Raw genomic sequence first — 20,545 nt, forward strand, 5'->3', positions numbered from 1 at the left:
ACCCGCTATCACACCGTCGGCGCCGGGTTTTAACACCCCCCCCCCCCCCCCCCCGAATCCCCCCTGGCGGGCCACCGCCCCGCCCCGGGGCGGCCACGGCTCGTCCGCCAGCAGTGCCGCGACGATACGCAGCGCCAGCGGCAGCCCGCCGCACAGCCGGGCGATCGCGGCAGCGTCGCCGGGATGGTCCTCGATCCGGGTGTCGCCCGGATCGAGGATGGCCATGGCGCGCCTTAGCAGCGTCACCGCGTCCTCGGCGGGCAGGACACCGATATCGACCTTCCGCATGTTCAGCATGCCGAGCCGGTGCCGTGAGGTGACGATCGCCGCCGTGCGGCCGTCGGCCGGCAGCAGTGGCGCAGCCTGCTCGTGCGAGGCGGCGTTGTCGATCACGACGAGGATCCGGCGGCCCTCCCGGGCGTAGGTGTCCAGGACCGAGGTGAACAGCCGGGACCGGTTCTGGAGGCCGGGCGGGATGTGCTCGCCGGGGATGCCGAGGGCGCGTAGCCACCCGTCCAATGCCACTTCGGGTTCGACGCGCCGGGCGGTGTCGTAGCCGAACAGGTCGACGAACAGGACGCCGCCGGGGAACCAGCCGTCGTCCAGCGCGGTCCGGGCGGTCTGGACGGCCAGTTCCGTCTTGCCGACCCCCGCCATCCCGCTGACCGCCGCGCCGACGGGCGTCGGGGCCGCGGTGTCCCGGCTCCGCGGGGCCGGGAGGGCTTGGGGGGCGAGCGGGGCCAGCACGCGGCGCAGGTCGTCCTCGCGGCCGGTGAACGCGGCCGATCCGGCCGGCAGCCCGGACAGCGCGGGGGTCACGGCGGGCGGCAGTTGCACGGTGATGTCGCGCCCCTGGACCACGGCGGAGAAGAAGATCCCGCCGGTGATCTGGTTGCGGGTCCCGTCGCTCACCGGGACGGTCCGGCGCCGTCCCGGACCTCCTCGTCCGCACCGGCGCCGGTGGCCGGGCCGGTGGCGGGAGCGGGCGGGCCGATGAAGGTGATGTCGCGGCCCATGACCACTGGGCCGTGGGCGGCCCCGCCGCTGAAGGTGTTAACGGTCGCGGTGCCCTGCTCGCCGGGCCGCCCGGGCGTCGGTGGCGGGACGGGCGCCGGGCCGCGGTGGGGCCGGGTCATCACGAGCGCGCCCGGGGCGGCGAACGCGCCGAACACGTCGGCCGGCCGGCCCGCCTGCTCCAGTCCCCGCGCGAGCCAGAACACCACGAGCGTCCCGGCTGCCCTCACCGCAGCCGCGATCACCGCCAAGATCAGCGCACCCGCTCTCACAACCTCACCCGTTCCGGCGGTGTATGTCCCGTCACCGGTACACAACGAGGCAATGCCTTCAGCGAGGAACGGAAGGACTCGCGCCAGATGTAACGGCGAGGCAGGGACGGTTCTCCCCGGGCAAGGGGCGGGTCAGCGTCCCCGAGCCTTTGGAGTTTCCTGTTCCACCACGGCATGGGGCGATGGTCTCACCCGACCATCGGTGTGCGGACGCGAATCGCTCAGTCGTCGATGGCGGCGACGTGACCGCCGCCGTCACCGAGACGAGATCGCCTCGGTGCAGAGGCTCTTCGACGAGCGCACCCGCTTTCCCGCCCCCGGCCGCCGAAGCTATCGAGCACGCCGCCGAGCGGGTCGGTGAGATCGACGGACAACTCAAGTAACTGCAGCGAGCACACACGGAGGCCGCGCGAGTCACCGACCTGCAGGACGACATCCGCCAACGGCGGAATGCCCTAGCGGAACGCAAGGCTGCCCACGCCGCCGCACGGCAACCGACGGCAGCCCCGGTCTGGTCGCGAGACTCGCCGAAATCTTCACCAGAGTCCTCGGGAGAATCGGCCCACCGAAATGGGCCGGTCGCCACAGGATCGACCCCGCTTCCTGCCCGAAGACGACGGGCTCGCCTTCGAACGCCGCGGTGGCGGCGCCCGATCCACCGTGGCCACCGCCTACAGCCTCACCCCCTGCTCACATACGCCCTGGAGAACCAGGACTGTGCGTAGCCCTCTCTGCTGTTCATCGATTCCCCGCGCATGTATTTCGGCCCAAGCGCCAGCGGCCGAGTCCTGGCCCACCGGGTGCATCCGGATCCTGGAGTACCTAGAGATCTGGAGTGGGACCCGCACCGCTGCCTGGCGGCCTCCGTTCCAGATCATCATCGTCGACAACGACCTCGACGACGACACGCGCAAAGCCCATGTAGGCCGCCTCCGGCGCCGGCTCCGACCCTGGCCAGGAAGTTTCGAAGGAGCGTGGTGGATGTCGATCTCACTATTCGGAACAGAGGGTCGTCGGCCTGTGTCGGTATCAGGGATTTACAATCATCAATCCTCCACGGATGATGCTTTCCTCGCTCACTCGAGGAGGAGGCGTGGCCCATAACAGCAACTGTGCTCAGGCTAGGTGGCCCGGCTGCGAGTGTGAATGTGGTGGTGCCATGCACGGCTGCCAGGGGGCTTTCGAGGTCGCCGATGGTGAGGACGAGGCCGTGTACGAGTATGTGGCGAAGCGGGAGCAGGACTGGCTCGCCAGACCCTCGGGGCTGAACCGTAAACAGGCCGCGATCGGGTGCGCCAGGGCCGACGTCGTGCACTGGATGCACCGAGACCGCTGGCTGCTGAATTGCGCCAAGACCGCCGAGGAGGCGGCATTCGAGGATGCGGCGCAGTTACCCGGTCGCGGTATGGTCCTGCGCGGACTTACCGATCAACTCGGCTCACCACGCATGCGACAATTCCAAAGGTGGGCCGGCGAAACGCACTTCTGGTGCGAACTGCTCGCCCAGATGGCCCAAGCGATCAGCCGTTACGAGGAACTCAAAGGACGGATGATCCCGACCGTGGAGAGGATCCTGGCGAGCAGAGAGGCGCCAGAGTTGACGGACGGGCTGCGCCGCACCGGAGTGATCGGCGTCGCGGTGAACTCAACCTGGAGGTACCTGCTGGAGAACATCCACACCGCGTCGGGCATCGAGAACAGCCTGATGACACTGCTGAACTGCGGGCAGGTCGACTCCCTCATCTGGCCGATCCGCGTCATAGCCGTCCTCATGTGCCCCGACGCGTCGAGGCACCCGACCGTGAGGAGATACTGCTGGGACCCCATCATCCGTCATGGCGCCGCGAAAGTCCGCGACGAGGTGCAGGAAAGACTCGCCCAGGTCTTCCCCGACGATCCCTGGTTTGCGCAGCCGGGAAAGCTCCCAGGCCACCGCCACGGACATTGAGGCGGTTACACGGCACCCGCAACGTCAGGTCCGGCGCCGCAAGCGGCATACCCGACGGGCGCTGACGCCCCCACGAGCATCAAGCCGTCACCGCCGCTGCCGTCCCACGGCAACCCGCCGATCCTGCCTTCGCCGCCCGCTGCAGATCATGTCGGCCGCCCCCTGTCGACCAGGCGGCGATGACGGCCGCGAAGGTGTGTGTCATCTGTCCGCCGACGCACGAAGCAGCGCGGCCATCTCCTAATCCCGACCCGGGACGATGATCTGGCCTGCGTGCGCGACCGTGCTCATCCGTCCCGCACGGGTCGCCCTGCAGTTCCTCCGCGATCCGTCGTTCCAGGGCGTTCCGTGCCTTCACCTCCTCGTCACGCGACTCATAAGCCGACTCCAAGCGGTGGGCATCGCACTAGCGGCGACCAGCGCCCGCTTCACCGCCTCCTCCCACTCGCCGGCTAGCGCCAGGACCACCTCGGTCCCGAACGCGATCACCCGGGCCATGATCTTCCGCTGCTCGTCCAAGTCGGGAAGTTCGGGCGGCGGCGCGGGAGGATCGCTCTCCCATACAGGCCGATCGCCCTCCACGAACTGCCCTGCCTTCTCGGCCATGTCGACCAGACCGACGTAGGCCTCTTTGCGTAGATCGCGCAGCCATTCGTCGTGCGCGGTCCGGCGTTCGTGTGCATGCCGGTCCGCGGCCATCGCCTTCTCATGGCGCCGGCCTCTGCTGGCCGCCCAGTTCGTGCCGACCCGCTGCGACGCCGACCGCCGCCGTACTCGCGGTGGAGATCCACTGCCAGGGCATGGCGGCGGATCGCGGCCGGTGCGACCGTCGTACCTCCAACTGGACTGCCGAAGAGGGCGATCTCATGGCGTGTGGCAATGAGGGCCTTTCTGCGTGAGCCCGTTCGTGAATACGCAGGTCAGCGGCGCCACTTGTCGACTTCGATTGCCACGTCGACAAACTGCGTGTACCGTCCGCGATCCCTACTCCCGCCCGTCCGCGCGTTGTCCCAGGCTCGGGCTAGATGGACGCTAGTCGGCTGCGGATCTTGGGCACCCAAGGGTGATCGACCGGAATGAGGATGGTCAGCGCTTCTCGCAGGCATCGTCGTCCTTGTTTCGTATGGCCGATGGTGAGATAGAGCTCTCCCAGATCGGCGAGGGGGACCCCGTTCCACCGTTCGAACTCGGTGTCACGCAGGACTTCGATAGCCTTCTGGTAATGGTGAATGGCGTCGTCGTATCGTCGATATCTGCGATACGATTCGCCCAGTCGGCGCAGTGCGGCTGCCTGGCTGTCGGGGTTTTGGGTCTCTTCAAAGATCGCCGCTGCCCGCTGACTGCACTCGATGGCGTTGTCGAGTTCTCCGAGCCCCAAATAAGCCGGACCAAGGTGCATCAAAGCGATGCCCTCTGCGCGGCGGTCGGGGATGGCCTGAGCGATTAGCAGCGCTTGCTGCAGGTGCCCCATCGCTGTATCGAGCTCGCCAAGCTGGACGCGGAGCAACCCGAGAAGATTATGGCAGGTGCACACACTCCACTGGTCACCGACCTGTTGGCTCAGCAGGAGCGCCCTTTCTGCGACCTCGACGCCTTCCCGGTAGCTGCCCAAGTCGTGGAGCCGCCCGCCCTGGGACATCAACATCCGCGCTTGCCCGACTTCGTCCTCTTGACGCCGGGCTCCCGCGAGGCCTGTGTCCAGGACGGATAGCCAGTCATCGGGATGCCATCTCAGGGAGAGGAACGCATGAAGTGCGTAGGCAAGTTTCCATGCGGCGGTGTCATGGCCGAAGTCGGCGGCCCGGCGGAGGGCGGCCACCAGGTTGGCCCTCTCCTCATCGAACCAGGCCAATGCCTGACCGAGGTTGTTGAAGCTCAACGGCAGCGGTCCGCTATCACTCACCTTCTCGAGGGGAGGCTGCCAACTGTTCGGGATGAGCACACGATAGGCGGTGTAAATGGCGTGAAGGTACCAGGTTAACAGTCGTCTGAAGGCCTGGTCACCTGCGTGGGAGGGCTGGTCTAGGTCGGCGCGTTCTACCGCATAGACCCTGAGTAGGTCATGGAAGCGGTAGCGGTCGCGTCCGCTGTGCTGCAGTAGATGCTGTCCGGTCAGGGTGTCCAGGACCGTGCGGACGCGGGGGGCCGGCAGGTCGAGCAGGGCAGCGGCGGCGTCTAGAGCAATGTCCGGACCGGCGTGCAGGCCCAGCAGCCTGAACGCCCGCGCGGCGGGTTCAGACAGCCGACGGTAGGACCAGGAGAACACCGCCCGGACTGCGGTGGTTGGGTCGTCGCTGGTGGCCAGGACATCCAGCCGGTGGTGTTCGTCGGCGAGTTCGGCGACCAGATCGGCCAGCCGCAGGTGTGGATCATTGGCTGCCCGGTCGGCGGCGATTCTTAAGGCGAGCGGGAGATGCCCGCACCGCCGTGCCAGTTCGTGGGCCTGGTCGGGTTCGGCATCCACCCGACTGGCGCCGATGGTGCGCCTCAGCAGGTGCACCGCCTGGTCAGAGGAGAGGACGTCTAGGGGCACGCGGTGGGCTCCTTCGCGGGTGGTCAAGCCGGCCAGGTGGCTGCGGCTGGTGATCAGTGCCAGGCAGCCGGGAGCGCCGGGCAGCAGCGGGCGGACCTGGTCGGCGTCGGCCGCGTTGTCCAGCACCACCAGGACCTGACGACCGGCCAGCATTGAACGGAACAGCGCGGACCTGGCGTGCAGTTCGTCCGGAATTTTGGTGGCGGGCACGTCCAACGCGCGCAGGAAGGCGTCTAGGGCCTCCAATGGGCTGAGCGGCTCTGCCGGGCCATAGCCGCGAAGGTCGACAAACAGCGCCCCGTCGGGGAATCGGTCAGCGATCTGATGCGCCCAGTGCACGGCCAGGGTGGTCTTTCCAACCCCCCCGCCGCCGGCGATTGCCGAGATCACCACCGGCTCGCACGCTCCGTCACTGGGCAGCAGCCCGGACAGCGCAGTCAGAGCATCCTGGCGGCCGACGAACACCGAACCGGGTGCGGGCAACTGCCGCGGCACCAGCCACGGACGGGGCGGCTCCGCCGCTGCATTCGCTGCCGCCGACTCCTGCCGGGTGCCGAGCAGGGTGCCATCTCTGCGTTGCCGCCGCAGTGAGGGGAATCGTGGATCGTCGTAGTGCCGCCGGTCGGCGAAGGTGTGCCGCGCGATGGTGCGCAGTTGCTCGGCCACCTCGTCCGCGGACTTCGGTCTATGCTCAGGGTTCTCGGCGACCAGAGCGCTGAGGAGGTCATCGAGGTCTGTGTCTAGACCGATCGGGCGGACGCCATGTGGGGCGTCGATTTGGGCCGGGCCGGTGAGCAGGCGGTAGAGCGTTACGCCGAGTGCATACAGATCGGCGCGATGATCGACCGGTTTGCCCTGCTCCTGCTCGGGGGGCATGTAGCCGCGCGTGCCCATCGGTGCGCCATAGACGGTCAGGCTCGTCGCGACGTCGGGGAGGCGCGCGATGCCAAAGTCGCAGATCTTGACGGTCCCCTCGGGCACGAGCATCAGGTTGGCGGGCTTGATGTCACGGTGCACAACGCCAGCGCGGTGCGCTGCGGCCAGCCCAGCGCAGGTCTGGATGCCATAGTCCACGACCTGGCCCATCGGCAGCCCCGCGGGGGCCTGTTCCAGCAGCGAGGCCAGATCGCCGCCCTCTAAAAACTCCAGCACCAGAAACGGAAAGAGCCTGACTCGACCGTCGGGATCGGTGTAAGGATGCTCGCCGAAGTCGTAAACCGTGGTGATGTTGCGGTGGTTCAGCCGGGCCGCGGCCGTGGCCTCCCGCCGGAACCGGCCCAGCGCCTGCCCGGCCAGCCCCGCGTCGTCGCGCAGCTCGGCGTGGATCAGCTTGACCGCGACCCGGCGGGCCAGGATCTGGTCGAAGCCCTGCCACACCTGGCCCATCCCGCCGCCGCCCAAGCGCCGGTCCAACCGGTAGCGGCCCGCCAGCACAGCCCGCCCCTCCATGCCGTTCACCGTAACCCGCCCGCCCCGCCCGCAGTGTGACGGGCAATCGAAATTCCGCGCGCCGAGCTGGCCGACGCGGACCGAGCCCGCCCGTAGGGCAGCCGAACGCCCAAATGATCGGGATGAGTGGCGGCCATCGTGTTCAGCACCTCGCACACCTCGGCGGCGGTCCGGCACTTGGCCAGCGCGTACCGGGTGTCCTTCCCCAGACCTCTTGACGCCGGTCACGGGCGCGCCAGCATCCCGACCGTTCCCGCTGTGCGCCACCACGGGCCGGGCACACGCCTGGACATCGCGGTCTCCCTTGTGAAGCTAATCCGTCTTCCCTTCGGCGGTGCCGGTGGCTGGCGAACAGCGGTGGAGTTGACGAATCCCCGTAACGCCTCACTCCAGCCGAGGCATTCTCACCCCCCGGGGTATCGGGTATTCGTCGCACAAGTCGGCCCCACCCCGGCGGACGACGAAACCCACCGCTGGACGTCAGCGGGGGTCGAGATCCGGAACGGCGCGGTGGGCAGCTCGGCGCCGAGCTGCCCCACCATGCAGGCCGAGGCGGCCGGGTATCGTCGCGCGGCGGACAGCTCCCGCGGCGCGACGCATTCCCCTAGGCGCCCGCCGCGCGCACCACGGCGGCGAGGCCACCGGGGCTCCGGGATACGCGGTCTTTACCCCGGAACGTCAGGACCGTGGCTGGTGACCGGCCCTTCCAGCGGGTCGTCCTCAACACGGTCACCACGGGCGTGCTCGATAGGGTCCTGCTCTGGGGGCGGGGTGTCACCGGGGTCGTGGTCGTAGGGAAGGCGCAGAAAGGCGCACAGCACGTCGATGCAGGTCTGGCGGAGCTGGCGGGTGGGGGCGTCGTCGGCCAATAATTGGCACACAGGGAAATATGAATGGTTTAATAAATGCTCTGGCCCGTCTAGCTGCGCAAATGCGCGCCCCACCGATCAAGTCAGCACCTCCGTCAGACACCCGCTGCCACTGTCAAACCTGACGCGATTACTGACATCTACTTGTCGTCCAACAGCAGTGGCCGCATGAGCCCGGAGCGCCCGACGACGGACACCGCCGTCGGCGAGGCCGCAGTCCCCGCGCATCTCGCCGTCCCAGGAGAGGGCGTCGAAGTCGCCACCGCGCCGACCGTGGCACTACGCGGTCCGGCGCCCGCCCGGACCCCGCACCAACTCGCCGACCTCCTCGCGCGCGCCGGATCCGGGGCCGACCTGCCGGCGGCCACGCTGCGGGAGCTGGCGAACGCGACCGGGACCTGGCTCCAAGGCGAGCGCCGCTCCTCGCCCGCCACCCAGGCCGGCTACATCCGCGAGGTGGCCTGGTGGCTGACGTGGGTCATCACCCGGGGCCTCGACCCGACCGACATCAGCCACCTCGAAGCCGACCTCTACCTGGCCGCCCTGCGCGCCCAGGGCCTGAAGAACGCCACCCGCGCCCGGCGGCTGTCGGCCGTCAGCTCCTGGTACGCCTACCTGCACCGCGCCGGCCTCGCCGCGCGCAACCCGTTCGGCTCCGGGATGGAGCGGCCGCGGGTCAGCCAGTACTCCACGACCCGCGGCATCTCCGCCGACGACATGGAGCGGATGCTGGCCTACGCGCAGGTGCACGAGACGCCGCGCACCACCGCGGTGCTGGCCCTGATGTTCTCCACCGGCTGCCGGGTCGGTTCCGTCACTGACACCACCGTGGACAGCCTTGGCCACGACTCCGGGCACCGGACCATCGACCTGCCGGTCAAGGGCGGTGCCACCAAGCGCTTCGTGCTGCCTCCGCTGGCGGCCGACGCCATCGACGCCTACCTCGAACACCGCCGCGAGCGTCCCGGCCGGCCGCTCGACCCGGCGGCCCCGCTGTTCGCCACCCGCACCGGCCGCCCCATCGACCAGCCGTACGTGTTCCGGCTGGTACGGCGGGTCGCCGCGGCGGCGGGCGTCCACGGGGCCGACCAGCTCTCGCCCCACAGCGCCCGGCACGGCGTGGCGACCGTCCTGCTCGACGGCCACCCCCTCCACGTGGTGCAGGACTTCCTCGGCCACGCCAACCCCGCCACCACCCGCCGCTACGACGAGGACCGCGAAAGCCTCGACCGCTCTCCCGCGTACGACCTCAGCCGGATCCTCAGCGCCGGCGCCGCCCGGCACCGCCGCCGGTACGAGCCCCCACCGGACAGCGAGAACCGCTAGGCCCGTTTCCTCCGTCGCGGGCGGAAAGGGGCAGGTCAAGCCGGGGACGTGCTCACGCGGTGCGGTGACCTGCTGCCGGTTTCAGGTGGCGGGTGATGTGCGCGCCTGCGCGCCGGGCAGGTGGAGGGCGGTGATGCCCGCGAGGATCAGATCGATCCCGGCGAGGAACTGCTCGCGGTCGTCGTGCTCGCGCAGCTCGTCCGCGACGGCACGGGTGAACGGGTAGTCGTCGGCGTCGAGCTCCTTCCATGCCGTGGACACGGCGTCGAGGAACTCGGCGCGGTCGGTGTCGGGTCCGAGAGCGGCGGCGCCGGTGGTGTTCGCGGCGTTCTGGCCTGCGGCGCCCAGGATGTAGTGCATCAGCGCGGACGTCGCCGTGAACCGGTCGCCCCTCGGCACGCCCAGCGCGCGGACCCGCCGGCCGAGGCTTTCGAAGATCCGCGGTGTGACCGTCCCGGCGGGGTTGCGGGACAGCTGCGCGGCGAGCTGAGCGCCGAGCCAGGGGTGTTCTTCGGTCGCTTCGAACAGGCCGAGCGCGACGGCGCGGATCTCGTCCCGCGGCGAGTCCGGAAGGCCGGCGGGCTCGACGGCCAGAGCGGCGGCGACGACGGCGTCCGTGGCGGCGTCGAGGAGCTCGCCCTTGTTCGCCACATGCCAGTAGATCGCTCCGGGGCCGGTGGCGAGGCGGTCGGTGAGCGCCCGGAACGTCAGCCCGCCCTCGCCGGCCGCGTCGAGCAGCTCGACGGCCGCCTCGACGATGCGCTCCCGGGAGAGCGCCTCCGTGCGCCGGTGCGACCGGCGTGCCCGCGTAGCCATACCGCCATCCTGCCACGTCTGGAACATCGTTCCAAAGCGCGGCGTTGGGGTGATGGAACGGCGTACCAGAGGCGGGCCGGCCCCGGCCTCGCACCCCCGAAGGGAGCCACCATGACCGCTCACGTCACGATCATCGGCGCCGGGCTCGGCGGCCTCACGCTCGCGCGCGTCCTGCACGTCCACGGAATCCCGTCCACGGTCTACGAGGCGGAGCCGTCGCCGACGGCGCGCGCGCAGGGCGGGATGCTCGACATCCACGACCACAACGGCCAACCGGCCCTCCAGGCGGCGGGCCTCATCGAGGAGTTCCGCGGTCTCGTCCTGGAGGGCCGCGAGGCGACACGGGCCCTCGCCTCGGACGGGACCGTCCTGCTCGACGAACCCGACGATGGCACGGGCGGGCGCCCCGAGGTGCAGCGCGGCGAGCTGCGGCGGATGCTGCTCGACTCGCTCCCCGCCGGCACCGTCCGGTGGGGCCGCAAGGTCACCGGCGTCCGGGCCCTGGGCGGCGGCCGCCATGAAGTGGCCTTCGCCGACGGCGGCACCGTCGTCACGAGCGTGCTGGTCGGCGCGGACGGCGCCTGGTCACGGGTCCGGCCGCTGCTCTCCGGCGCCGTCCCCGAGTACACCGGCATGTCGTTCGTCGAGACGTACCTGTTCGACGCCGACACCCGGCACCCCGCCTGTGCGAAGGCGGTCGGCGGCGGGACGATGTTCGCGCTCCGGCCGGGAAAGGGGATCCAGGCCCACCGGGAGAGCGGCGGGACCCTCCACACCTATGTGGCGCTCCGCAGGCCGCGGGACTGGTTCGCCGGCATCGACTTCACCGATCCCGCCGCGGCGGCCGCGCGCGTCGCGCGGGAGTTCGGCGGCTGGGCGCCCGCCCTCACCGCGTTGATCACCGACGGTGACGCCGCGCCGGTCCTGCGCCCCCTCCACGCTCTGCCCGACGGTCACCGCTGGGACCGCGTGCCGGGCGTGACGCTGCTCGGCGACGCCGCCCACCTCATGATCCCGTCCGGCGAGGGCGCCAACCTCGCCATGTACGACGGCGCCGACCTCGGCCAGGCGATCGCCGCGCACCCCGGCGACGTCGAGGCCGCGTTCACCGAGTACGAGCGGGCGCTGTTCCCGCGCAGCGCCGCTGAGGCCGCCGATGCCGCCCACCTGCACGAACTCATGTTCGGCGACGGCGCACCGCACAGCCTGATCGGCATGCTCGCCGGGACCGAAGAACGGACCGTCGCGTGAGCCGGAAGGGCGCCGCCCCCGGTGCGTGGGCGGCGCCCGTGTGGGGGACGGTCGGGGCCGTCCCTTGCGGTCAGGCGGCGGCCGCTGCGGTTTCGGCGGTGGCGGTCAGGACCGCGCGGCCGAGGATGTGGCCGGCCATGGTGAAGCCGAGGAGCGCCGGAGTCGCGTCCGCCGGGACGCCGATCGAGGCGACGTCGAGGGCGTGCACGACGACGAAGTAGCGGTGCGGTCCGTGACCGGCCGGCGGGGCAGCGCCGATGTAGCGCGCGACCCGGGCGTCGTTGGGCAGTTGGAACGCGCCCTCGGGCAGGCCTGAGCCGGTGTCGTCGCCGACGCCTTCGGGCAGCTCGGTGACGGTGGCGGGGATGTCGGCGACCGCCCAGTGCCAGAACCCGGACCCGGTCGGGGCGTCGGGGTCGTAGATGGTGACGGCATAGCTCTTCGTGCCTTCGGGCGCGCCGCTCCACGACAGCTGCGGGGAGACGTCCCGGCCGCCGGGGACGCCGGAGGCGAGCTGCTCGGGCGGCCAGGCGTCGCCGTCGCCGACGGTGGTGCTGGTCACGGAGAAGGAGGCCGCCTCGGGGAGGCGGGCGAAGGGGTCGTTCTCGCTCATCGCGATTTCCTTTCGGGTTGTGCCGTGGGTGGCGTGGGCCGAGCCGATGGAGGCCCGCGGCGTCGTGCAGGGGGCGGGACCGTCCACTCTCACGTCGCCATGAATCGACCATAGCACCGAAAATCGATTATTTGCATCTTCGTCTATGCTGGCGCCATGCCTCAGACAGCGCACCCCCCGTTCCCGGAGGTCGGGCCGGGGAAGCGGATGCTCTCCGAGCAGGTCCATGCACGCCTCCGGGACGCGATCATGCGGGGAGAGCACGTCCCCGGCGACGCCCTCAAGCCGCACGACCTCGCCAAGCAGCAGGGAGTGAGCCTGGCCGTGGTGCGCGAGGCGCTCGTGCGGCTGGTCGGCGAGGGCCTCGCCGACCGGCTGCCGAACCGCGGCTTCGCCGTCCCGGCCTTCTCCGACCGCCGCTGGCAGGAGATCGCCGAGGCCCGCCGGGCCGTCGAACCGGTCATGCTGCGCATGTCCATCGAGCGCGGCGACATCGACTGGGAGGCCCGGGTGCGCGCCGCCTTCCACCGTCTGGCCCGCACCCCGCCGTACGCGCCGGACGAGGGCGAGTACTACACCGCCGCCTGGGCCGAAGCCCACCGGGTGTTCCACCGCACCCTGCTGGAAGGGTGCGGCAACCCCGTCCTGCTGGACACCTTCGACCGGCTGTGGACCGCCAGCGAGCTGGCCCGCCGCTGGTCCGCGCACCGCGGGCCCGAGCGGGACGCCGTCGGCGAGCACCGCCGGCTGGAGGAGACGGCGCTGGCCCGCGACGCCGACGCCGCGGCCGAGGCCCTCACCCTCCACCTGTCCATGACGGCGGCCGTCCTCGCCGGCGACGACCCCGCGAACCAGGGCTGACGCGACTTCACCGACCGCGGCGGTCAGGGCGGCGTTGCCACTTGCAACCTCGCGGACTCCTCGCCCTCACGGATGGAGCCGGGGATCTTCACCGTGCCGCGGAACGTCAGCGACAGCAATGGATCGGTCATGAGGGTGGTGACCAGCATCATGACGATCATTAGTGAGTACAACTCGCCACCGAAAAGGTGCATCTGCAGGCCGATTCCTACGACGATCGGCCCTGTCAGCCCCCGCGTGTTCATCAGGGCCGCGATGGCCATGGAAGGCCGCGCGGACATGCCCTGGGTCCGCAGCCCCAGGTAGGTCCCGCCAAGCTTGCTCGCCACCGCGACGAAAAGAATGGCGCCGAACTGCCAGAGGCTGGAGATCTTCAGAGACGCCAGGTTGATCTGCAGCCCCGCGACCACGAAGTACACCGGCAACAGCACCGAGGTCAGTCGGGTGAGGCCGTCGCTAATGTCGGCATGCAAAGCAGCGCTGCCGGTGCGCGGCATGGCCATGCCGAACAGAAAAGAACCGAGAATGAAGTGCATGCCCATTGCCTCGGTGGCCGCACCGGACAGCAGCGCCCCTGCCAGAACCACGGGGAAGGTCCACGCCGCAGGGGCTTTCTGGCTCCGCTCCGCGCGGATGAGCCTGTGCAACACGGGCCGGACGATGAGCAGCACACCGGCCCCATAGAGGACGAACAAGGCTGTACGCCACAACGTTGCTCCGCCACCGACCATGGCCTGGACGACGGCGAGTTCAGCCCAGGCCACCACGTCGACCAGGGCGGCGATCGCCAGCGCGAGTCCGCCCAATTCGGTGGCGAACAACCCCCGGCCGTCGATGATCCTCGCGAGCACCGGGAAGGCGGTCACCGAGATCGCCAGACCGATGAACAGCACGAACGCGGTCGGCGACGCGCCTCGCGCCGAATACTCGCGCAACAGGTAGAACCCCAGACCGATGCCCAGCGCGAGAGGGACGAGGTTGGCTCCGAAAAGTCCGCCGATGGCCAGCCGTCCCCGGCCTCGCAGCGCCCCGGCGTCCGCCTCGAGTCCGACGCCGAACATGAACAGAGCCAGACCGAGATTCGCGACCCCCGTAAGCGAGGACCGCACATCGGCGGGGAACAGTGCGTCCGAGATCGCGCCGCCCATCAGCGTGGGCCCGAGCAGAATACCGGCGATTATCTCGCCCACTACGGCTGGCTGCCCCACACGCCCGGCCAGCGCGCCGAGCCCGCGCGCCACCAGCAGAATCAACGTTACGTCCAGGAGAAACAGCTGCACTTGATGACTGGTCAAAGAGGGCTCCCCTTAATGGTCAAGCCACTTGAGTCGAGTCGCTCCACCCTGGGCCGCTTATCGGAGATAAGCGTAAAAGGCACGATCCGTGACAGTACGCGGCTACCCGCCGGTCGCCTATAAGAGGCGGCCAAGTTCTTGCATAGTGAGATGGCTTGAGATCGAGACAATTGAGGCGGTCACCAAAGGAAGCCAAGCCGAGTCCAACAACACATCAACATGGCCATAGCCGCCCTTGACGCACTGAGCCTTTCTCGGTGTGCTGCGGCCTCTCGGTATTGCAGGGTGCGGATGGCTTTGGCGAGGCGCCCGGCGCAGTGGGTGTAGCAGCGCGGCTCCCGTGGAACTCTCCATGGCTTGAGCTGGGCGTCCGGTCGTTCGCCGGGCCCGCGGAGTTCGGCGTGTGCGTGGTTGGCGTCCTTTTGCGTCTCGGACTTGTCACGCCCCTTGTACGGTGTGCGCGCCCGCGGGCACTTGTCGGCCGCGAACGGGAGCGGGCGCACAAGCCACTGGCTGCATCGCCGGCCTCGTGCCTGGCGAACCCGGAGGGCAGCGTGTTCTGCGGGCCGGGGTTGATGCGGAGTATCGCGGTGCCGGAAAACCGTTTGAACGGTTCGTCCGCCTTCCCGTAGGTTGCGTGCGGCCCATCGCCGTGAGGACAGAGGACGGACCCGCGTGACCCCGCCTGCTCTTTAGACCTGACACCTTCTTCCGCTCACCTGTAGCCGACGGACCCCGTCGGCTCTGCCGGGCTGCCCTTGCGCACCCGGCCGTACAGCGTTCGAGGCCGCGCGCAATCGGCCTCGTGTCAGGTCCAGAGAGATCATGTCTTCACAACCTCATACCGCGCTGCCCTGGGTCGTTCGCCGGACCCGGCTGCCTCTGCTGTCACTGCGGTGCGCGGACTGCCGGTCGGAGTCGGCCACCACCGGCGAGGGCAGGTTCCGCGTCAACGCCAACGGCAAGCTGTTGGACGTGTGGCTGCTGGTCCGCTGCACGTCCTGCGACCGGACGAGCAAGCTCACCGTCCACGAGCGGGCGCCGGTCAGGTCCTTCGATCCGGCCGAACTCCACGGCTACCGCGTCAACGAACCGGACCTGGTGGCGTCCACGCTGCTGGATCCGCTGCTCGCCCGGCGCAACCGCTTCGCCCTGGACTGGACGGGTGCCTGGCGGCTGGACGCCCCGTCGGCATGGCTCGACGAGGCATGGCCGGTCCGGGTGCAGGTCGTGTTCGAGGATCCGGTGCCGGTGCGTCCGGACCGGCTCATCGCTCAGGGCCTCGGCGTCAGCAGAAGCGAGGTGCTGCGCCGGATCAAGTGCGAGATCCCGCTGCGCCGTCCGACGACCACCGGGTTCACCTTCACCGTGATGCCCGGGGACTAGCGGGGAGGCGGCCGCGGTGGGTCACCCGGCCCGCCGCGGCCGCACCTTCTCTCGGCGTGTGACGTCAGCTGGACGTCAGATGACGTCACTTCGGCTTGACATGACATCACTATGGCGTCATGGTGGTGGCATGGACTTGATGCCGTACGTCGAGAACCTCCGCCGCGAACTCGCCGTCGCCGCCGAGGCGGGGGGTCCGGATGCGCGGGCGCTGGCCGAGCGGCTCACCGGGGCGCTCGACTCGGCGGCCAGGCTCGCGCTGCTGGAGGCGCTGTCGGCCGCGGCCGACGAGATCACCCGGGATCTCGCACCGGGCTCGGTCGACGTGCGGCTGCGGGGCGGCGAACCCGCGTTCGTGGTGACGCCGCCGCCCGCGCCGTCCCCGGACGCCGCCGTCGCCGCACCGTCGCCGGTGCCCGAGGCCGTGCCGCCGTCGGGGGAGGAGGGCGGCACCGCGCGGATGACCTTGCGGCTGCCCGAGCACCTCAAGCTGCGCGTGGAGGAGGCGGCGGGCCGGCAGGGGATCTCGGTCAACGCCTGGCTGGTCCGTGCCGTCTCCGCCGCGTTCGAGCCCGGCGCGGGCGGCCGTCCCGCCGAGCAGGCCCAGCGGCCCCAGAGCGGTCGCGGCTACACCGGCTGGGTGCGCTAGCGGCATCCGCTCGGCTTCATTCCTTCACTCATCGCCCGGCCCCGCGCCGGGATGTTGGACCGGACCCATGAGGAGGGCTCCGCCATGCCTACTTTCGACACCCCCGAGCCGATCACCGCCGACATCGACGTCTACGGCGGCCAGGTCCGGATCAACGCGAGCGAACGCACCGACACCGTGGTGGAGGTGCGTCCGAGCGACCCGTCCGCGGAGGCGAGCGTGCAGGCCGCCGAGCGGACGGTCGTGGAGTGCTCCGGCGGACGGTTGCTGGTCAAGGGCCCCAAGCCCAAGGGCCTGAAGTACGTGCTGCCGTGGCGCGGCTCCATCGAGGTGACCATCGACCTGCCCGCCGGGTCCCGCCTGGAGGCCAAGGTCGCGGCGGAGGTCGTCGCCACCGGCGCGCTCGGCGAGACCGTCGTGCACAGCTCGATCGGGGACGTGCGGCTGGAGGAGACCGGTCCGCTGGACGCCAAGACCTCCACCGGCGACATCACCGTGGACCGGGTGACCGGCCAGGCCGAGGCGGCCACCTCCACAGGGTCGATCCGGATCGGCGCCATCGACGGCACCGGCACCGTGAAGGCCTCCACCGGATCCATCACCCTGGGCGAGGTGACCGGGGACCTGCAGCTGAAGACCGGCACCGGTGACGTCACCGTGGGCCGCACGCTGGCCGGTCTCACCGTCAAGACCGCGCACGGCCGGATCCGGATCGGCGAGGCGGTGAGCGGCACCGTCCGGCTGGAGACCGGCCACGGCAAGGTCGGCGTCGGCATCGCCGAGGGCACGGCCGCCTGGCTGGATCTGCACTCCAAGAACGGCGTCGTGCGCAGCACCCTGACCGCCGCGGAGGGGCCCGAGCCGTCCGACGCGGTCGTGGAAGTGCACGCGCACACCAACTGGGGCGACATCGACGTCCACCGGTCCTGACCCCCGAAGACCAGCAAGGGAGCCCCCTCATGAGCGACGCGATCACCGCCGAAGGGCTGGTGAAGAGATACGGCGAGGTGACGGCCCTGGACGGGCTGAGCTTCTCCGTCCCGCAGGGCACGGTGCTCGCCCTGCTCGGCCCGAACGGCGCCGGCAAGACCACCGCCGTGCGGGTCCTGACCACGCTGCTGCGGCCCGACGCCGGACGCGCCACCGTCGCCGGACACGACGTCGTCGAGGACGCCCGGCGGCTGCGCGCCCACATCGGGCTGTCCGGCCAGTACGCCGCCGTCGACGAGCACCTCACCGGCGCCGAGAACCTGGAGATGGTCGGGCGCCTCTACCACCTGGGCGCCAAGCGCAGCAGGGCCCGCGCCCGCGAGCTGCTCGGACGCTTCGACCTCTCCGACGCCGCGGACCGTCCGGTGAAGGGCTACTCCGGCGGCATGCGCCGACGCATCGACCTCGCCGCCGCGCTGGTCGCCGACCCGCCCGTGCTGTTCCTGGACGAGCCCAGCACCGGCCTGGACCCGCGCGCCCGCGCCGCCCTGTGGGACACGATCTCCGAACTCGTCGGGGGCGGCAGCACGCTGCTGCTGACCACCCAGTACATGGAGGAGGCCGACCGCCTCGCCGACCAGGTCATGGTGGTCGACCACGGCCGCGCCATCGCCCGCGGCACCGCCGACGAGCTCAAGGACCAGGTCGGCGGCAGCCGCATCGAGCTGACGGTGACCGATCCCGCCGATTTGGAGGCCGCGCGGCAGGCGCTCGCCTGGGTCGCCGTCGGCGCCATGCGGACCGCGCCGGAGTCGCTCCGGATCACCGTCCCGGTGACCGACGGCCCCGAGGCGCTCCGCAGCGTCCTCGGCCGCCTCGCCGAGGACGGCGTCCGGATCCAGGACGCCGGGCTGCGGCGCCCGACCCTCGACGACGTCTACCTCACCCTGACCGGGCACCAGGCGTCCGGCGCCGGCGAGCAGGTCCGGGAGGCCGTCCGATGAACGCCGTCATCATGCCCGTCGCCGACGGGTGGACCATCGCCAAGCGCAACGCCCTGAAGATCCGGCGGTCGCCGGACATGCTCGGCGGCGTGATCATGCTGCCGGTCGTGCTGGTGCTGCTGTTCGCCTACGTCTTCGGCAGCGCCATCCACGTGCCGGGGATGCCCTACCGGGAGTTCCTGCTGCCCGGCATCTTCGTCCAGGCGGTGATCATGAGCGCGCAGATCACCGGGTACACGCTGACCCTGGACCTGCAGAAGGGCATCTTCGACCGGTTCCGCTCGCTGCCGATGGCCCCGTCCGCGGTGCTGATCGGGCAGACCGTCAGCGACCTGCTGATGAACCTCGCCGGCCTGGCCGTCATGGCGGTGATGGGGCTGATCGTCGGCTGGCGGGTGCACACCTCGCCCTCCGAGGCGGTGCTGGGGTTCGGGCTGCTGATGCTGTTCGCCTACGCGTTCTCGTGGGTCACCGCGACCGTCGCGCTGGCCCTGCGCACGCCGGAGAGCTTCAACAACGTCGCCACCATGGTCTCGTTCCCGCTGGTGTTCGTCTCCAACGCCTTCCTGGACAGCTCGAAACTCCCCGCGCCGCTGCGCGTCGTCGCGGAATGGAACCCCGTCTCCACCTTCACCCAGGCGGTACGCGGGCTCTTCGGCAACACCAGCGCGGCGCTGAGGACCTCGGACGTCTGGCCGATCCGGCACGCCGTCCTGGCATCGCTGCTCTGGATCGCCGTCCTCCTGGTCGTGTTCGTCCCCCTGGCCACCCGCCTCTACAGGAAAGCGGTCAGCACCTGACCACCGCCGCACCGGCGCGGGAGACCGGGGAATCGGGCGTCCGGCCTCCCGCCACCAGCGTGCGGGGCGGGAACAGCATGCGGGGTCGGGTGGTTATACGTGATGGTCGGTGTGCCTGGTGTCCCCGGGCCTCATCTATCGCCTTCGCGGAATACCGTCCGGCTGGAGCCGCGTGGCGCCATTCGCCGAGAGGCGACCCGCACACCGGCCCGCACGCATCACCACAAAGCCCCGGCAGCATCCATGTGCTGCCGGGGCTTTGTGGTGTGTTCCTATGTGGATGGCGCGGATGCGGTTGGTGCAGGCGAGGGTGGCGCGGTAGGCCAGATAGGCGTTGCGGTGCAGGTTGATCGCGTGACCGGCGTGCGAGATGACGGCGGCGTCCACCCGGGCAATTGCAGCAGCGGCACCCGGCTCTGCCTGGGCGGGTACTGCCGGGCGTAGACAGCGAGGTTCTGATCGCAGCCAGCGCCGGACCTCGACCGAGAGGCTAATGAGCTAGTGTGCTAGCATCCTCGCGTGGGCGACGAGGACGTCAAGCAGTTCAACGTGTACCTGCCGATCGGGCTGATCAAGCAGGTGAAGCACCGTGCCATCGAGGCGGAGCTGTCGCTGTCGGCGCTGGTCGCGGAGGCGCTGCGCGCCTACCTCGACGACGGCGGCCCGCAGGAGCGGTCCAGCGAGAAGGGGAAGTGAGATGACCACCGAGGGCTTCGAGGCCGTCTACCTGGAGACGCACAACTGGGGGAAGGCGGCCGGGTTCTTCCGGTCGCTGGGGTTCGAGCTGGAGTTCGAGACCGATCACAACTCCGGGCGGCTCCGCAAGGGCGACGGCCCCTACGTCTTCATCGCCGAGGTGCCCGAGGACCGGGAGCCGCAGGCGCGGATGGTGCTGAAGGTGGCGGACGCGGAGGAGTTCCGTCCCGGCGCGGGCGTCGAGGTGGTGACGCCGTTCGAGGACACCCACTACGGGAGCCGTGAGATGACCGTCCGGGACCCCGACGGGCGCCTGTGGATCCTGCAGGCCCCGGGGAAGTGACTCGCTGCCCGACGCGATGGACAGATTTGTGAACCACGTGGTTCACTTCAGGGACAGCGAGTCCGTCCATCCGGAGGCAGGCATGCGGACGTCCGTACAGCGGGAGAAGGTCCGGTTCGACAGTGGCGGCGTGCAGTGCGCGGCCTGGCACTATCCGAGTTCGAACGGCGCGTGCGTGGTCATGGCCGGCGGGTTCGGGGTCACCAAGGAGCCGGGCACCGACCGGTTCGCGGAGCGGTTCGCCCGGGCCGGGTTCGGTGTGCTGGCCTTCGACTACCGGCATCTGGGGGAGAGTGGCGGGCTGCCGCGCCAGGTCGCGCGGGTGGGCGAGCACCTGGCGGACTGGCGGGCCGCGATCGGCCGCGCGCGGTCGCTGCCGGACGTCGACCCCGCCGCGGTCGCAGCGTGGGGGTTCTCGCTGTCGGGCGGGCATCTGCTGCGCGTCGCGGCGGGCGACCCCGCGCTCGCCGGGGGGGGGGCGCAGACCCCC

General features: G+C 70.3%; 18 protein-coding genes and 2 pseudogenes. 12 read left to right on the forward strand and 8 right to left on the reverse strand.

Annotated elements, in window-relative coordinates:
- Both ABZ914_RS20025 and ABZ914_RS20030 read right to left on the reverse strand, forming a co-directional pair.
- Positions 1-912 (reverse strand): annotated as a pseudogene (locus ABZ914_RS20025) (hypothetical protein); the annotation flags it as partial.
- Entirely contained in the window at positions 909-1,244 is a 336-nt protein-coding gene (locus ABZ914_RS20030; protein WP_500194699.1) for a hypothetical protein, read from the reverse strand. The gene ABZ914_RS20030 and the pseudogene ABZ914_RS20025, both read right to left, overlap by 4 nt.
- Positions 1,245-2,445: 1,201 nt before the next feature.
- Here ABZ914_RS20030 and ABZ914_RS20035 point away from each other — a divergent pair.
- Positions 2,446-3,234, forward strand: a complete 789-nt coding sequence (locus ABZ914_RS20035) for a hypothetical protein (protein WP_500194700.1) — start codon at positions 2,446-2,448, stop codon at positions 3,232-3,234.
- Between the two features lie 354 nt (positions 3,235-3,588).
- On the opposite strand, the gene ABZ914_RS20040 is transcribed toward ABZ914_RS20035, so the two are convergent.
- Together ABZ914_RS20040 and ABZ914_RS20045 are read right to left on the reverse strand one after the other, a co-directional pair.
- Positions 3,589-3,933, reverse strand: coding sequence for a hypothetical protein (locus ABZ914_RS20040; protein WP_500194702.1), 345 nt, complete (start codon positions 3,931-3,933; stop codon positions 3,589-3,591).
- Positions 3,934-4,255: 322 nt separating this feature from the next.
- Positions 4,256-7,216, reverse strand: a complete 2,961-nt coding sequence (locus tag ABZ914_RS20045; RefSeq protein WP_500194726.1) for a protein kinase domain-containing protein — start codon at positions 7,214-7,216, stop codon at positions 4,256-4,258.
- A gap of 1,037 nt (positions 7,217-8,253) precedes the next feature.
- Here ABZ914_RS20045 and ABZ914_RS20050 point away from each other — a divergent pair.
- On the forward strand, positions 8,254-9,411 hold the full coding sequence (locus ABZ914_RS20050; RefSeq protein ID WP_500194703.1) for a tyrosine-type recombinase/integrase: 1,158 nt from the start codon (positions 8,254-8,256) through the stop codon (positions 9,409-9,411).
- A gap of 81 nt (positions 9,412-9,492) precedes the next feature.
- On the opposite strand, the gene ABZ914_RS20055 is transcribed toward ABZ914_RS20050, so the two are convergent.
- Complete coding sequence (locus tag ABZ914_RS20055) at positions 9,493-10,227, reverse strand: TetR/AcrR family transcriptional regulator (protein WP_500194705.1); 735 nt, start codon at positions 10,225-10,227, stop codon at positions 9,493-9,495.
- 111 nt (positions 10,228-10,338) lie between these two features.
- Between ABZ914_RS20055 and ABZ914_RS20060 the strand changes: the two genes are divergently transcribed.
- The gene (locus ABZ914_RS20060; RefSeq protein WP_500194707.1) at positions 10,339-11,478 is read left to right on the forward strand and encodes an FAD-dependent oxidoreductase; all 1,140 of its coding nucleotides are present in this window, start codon (positions 10,339-10,341) and stop codon (positions 11,476-11,478) included.
- Positions 11,479-11,548: 70 nt separating this feature from the next.
- On the opposite strand, the gene ABZ914_RS20065 is transcribed toward ABZ914_RS20060, so the two are convergent.
- Positions 11,549-12,091, reverse strand: a complete 543-nt coding sequence (locus ABZ914_RS20065) for a YbhB/YbcL family Raf kinase inhibitor-like protein (protein ID WP_500194709.1) — start codon at positions 12,089-12,091, stop codon at positions 11,549-11,551.
- A 156-nt stretch (positions 12,092-12,247) separates the two neighbouring features.
- On the opposite strand from ABZ914_RS20065, the gene ABZ914_RS20070 reads away from it, so the two are divergent.
- Entirely contained in the window at positions 12,248-12,952 is a 705-nt protein-coding gene (locus ABZ914_RS20070) for a GntR family transcriptional regulator (RefSeq protein WP_500194711.1), read from the forward strand.
- 23 nt (positions 12,953-12,975) lie between these two features.
- Here ABZ914_RS20070 and ABZ914_RS20075 read toward each other — a convergent pair whose 3' ends face one another.
- Entirely contained in the window at positions 12,976-14,232 is a 1,257-nt protein-coding gene (locus ABZ914_RS20075; protein WP_500194713.1) for a cation:proton antiporter domain-containing protein, read from the reverse strand.
- A 281-nt stretch (positions 14,233-14,513) separates the two neighbouring features.
- A pseudogene (locus tag ABZ914_RS20080) lies at positions 14,514-14,705 on the reverse strand (IS5/IS1182 family transposase); the annotation flags it as partial.
- Positions 14,706-15,072: 367 nt separating this feature from the next.
- Here ABZ914_RS20080 and ABZ914_RS20085 point away from each other — a divergent pair.
- The 8 genes from ABZ914_RS20085 to ABZ914_RS20120 form a co-directional block, all read left to right on the forward strand.
- Positions 15,073-15,633 carry a DUF1062 domain-containing protein gene (locus ABZ914_RS20085; RefSeq protein WP_500194714.1) on the forward strand — a complete coding sequence of 187 codons (561 nt, stop codon included), beginning with the start codon at positions 15,073-15,075 and terminating at the stop codon, positions 15,631-15,633.
- 130 nt (positions 15,634-15,763) lie between these two features.
- The gene (locus ABZ914_RS20090) at positions 15,764-16,282 is read left to right on the forward strand and encodes a toxin-antitoxin system HicB family antitoxin (protein ID WP_500194715.1); all 519 of its coding nucleotides are present in this window, start codon (positions 15,764-15,766) and stop codon (positions 16,280-16,282) included.
- 84 nt (positions 16,283-16,366) lie between these two features.
- Positions 16,367-17,212, forward strand: coding sequence for a DUF4097 family beta strand repeat-containing protein (locus ABZ914_RS20095; RefSeq protein ID WP_500194717.1), 846 nt, complete (start codon positions 16,367-16,369; stop codon positions 17,210-17,212).
- 29 nt (positions 17,213-17,241) lie between these two features.
- Positions 17,242-18,216, forward strand: a complete 975-nt coding sequence (locus ABZ914_RS20100; RefSeq protein WP_500194720.1) for an ATP-binding cassette domain-containing protein — start codon at positions 17,242-17,244, stop codon at positions 18,214-18,216.
- Positions 18,213-19,016: an ABC transporter permease gene (locus ABZ914_RS20105; protein WP_500194722.1), complete on the forward strand. Its 804-nt coding sequence runs from the start codon at positions 18,213-18,215 to the stop codon at positions 19,014-19,016. Before ABZ914_RS20100 ends, ABZ914_RS20105 begins: the two co-directional genes overlap by 4 nt.
- 519 nt (positions 19,017-19,535) lie before the next feature.
- The gene (locus ABZ914_RS20110; protein ID WP_190856668.1) at positions 19,536-19,712 is read left to right on the forward strand and encodes a ribbon-helix-helix domain-containing protein; all 177 of its coding nucleotides are present in this window, start codon (positions 19,536-19,538) and stop codon (positions 19,710-19,712) included.
- 1 nt (position 19,713) lies between these two features.
- Positions 19,714-20,055 (forward strand): VOC family protein, encoded by a 342-nt coding sequence (locus tag ABZ914_RS20115; RefSeq protein ID WP_433135382.1) that lies wholly within the window; start codon positions 19,714-19,716, stop codon positions 20,053-20,055.
- Positions 20,056-20,137: 82 nt separating this feature from the next.
- Positions 20,138-20,545 (forward strand): alpha/beta hydrolase (locus ABZ914_RS20120; protein WP_500194723.1); only part of this gene is annotated, 408 nt, incomplete at its 3' end.

Source organism: Spirillospora sp. NPDC046719 (assembly GCF_040645715.1).
GTDB lineage: Bacteria > Actinomycetota > Actinomycetes > Streptosporangiales > Streptosporangiaceae > Spirillospora.

Bases quoted from the DNA above. Each gene is read 5' to 3' on its own strand.
- ABZ914_RS20035 (WP_500194700.1), top strand. From the start codon at position 2,446: ATGCACGGCTGCCAGGGGGCTTTCGAGGTCGCCGATGGTGAGGACGAG.
- ABZ914_RS20040 (WP_500194702.1), bottom strand. From the start codon at position 3,933: ATGGCCGCGGACCGGCATGCACACGAACGCCGGACCGCGCACGACGAA.
- ABZ914_RS20045 (WP_500194726.1), bottom strand. From the start codon at position 7,216: ATGGAGGGGCGGGCTGTGCTGGCGGGCCGCTACCGGTTGGACCGGCGC.
- ABZ914_RS20050 (WP_500194703.1), top strand. From the start codon at position 8,254: ATGAGCCCGGAGCGCCCGACGACGGACACCGCCGTCGGCGAGGCCGCA.
- ABZ914_RS20055 (WP_500194705.1), bottom strand. From the start codon at position 10,227: ATGGCTACGCGGGCACGCCGGTCGCACCGGCGCACGGAGGCGCTCTCC.
- ABZ914_RS20060 (WP_500194707.1), top strand. From the start codon at position 10,339: ATGACCGCTCACGTCACGATCATCGGCGCCGGGCTCGGCGGCCTCACG.
- ABZ914_RS20065 (WP_500194709.1), bottom strand. From the start codon at position 12,091: ATGAGCGAGAACGACCCCTTCGCCCGCCTCCCCGAGGCGGCCTCCTTC.
- ABZ914_RS20070 (WP_500194711.1), top strand. From the start codon at position 12,248: ATGCCTCAGACAGCGCACCCCCCGTTCCCGGAGGTCGGGCCGGGGAAG.
- ABZ914_RS20085 (WP_500194714.1), top strand. From the start codon at position 15,073: ATGTCTTCACAACCTCATACCGCGCTGCCCTGGGTCGTTCGCCGGACC.
- ABZ914_RS20090 (WP_500194715.1), top strand. From the start codon at position 15,764: ATGGACTTGATGCCGTACGTCGAGAACCTCCGCCGCGAACTCGCCGTC.
- ABZ914_RS20095 (WP_500194717.1), top strand. From the start codon at position 16,367: ATGCCTACTTTCGACACCCCCGAGCCGATCACCGCCGACATCGACGTC.
- ABZ914_RS20100 (WP_500194720.1), top strand. From the start codon at position 17,242: ATGAGCGACGCGATCACCGCCGAAGGGCTGGTGAAGAGATACGGCGAG.
- ABZ914_RS20105 (WP_500194722.1), top strand. From the start codon at position 18,213: ATGAACGCCGTCATCATGCCCGTCGCCGACGGGTGGACCATCGCCAAG.
- ABZ914_RS20115 (WP_433135382.1), top strand. From the start codon at position 19,714: ATGACCACCGAGGGCTTCGAGGCCGTCTACCTGGAGACGCACAACTGG.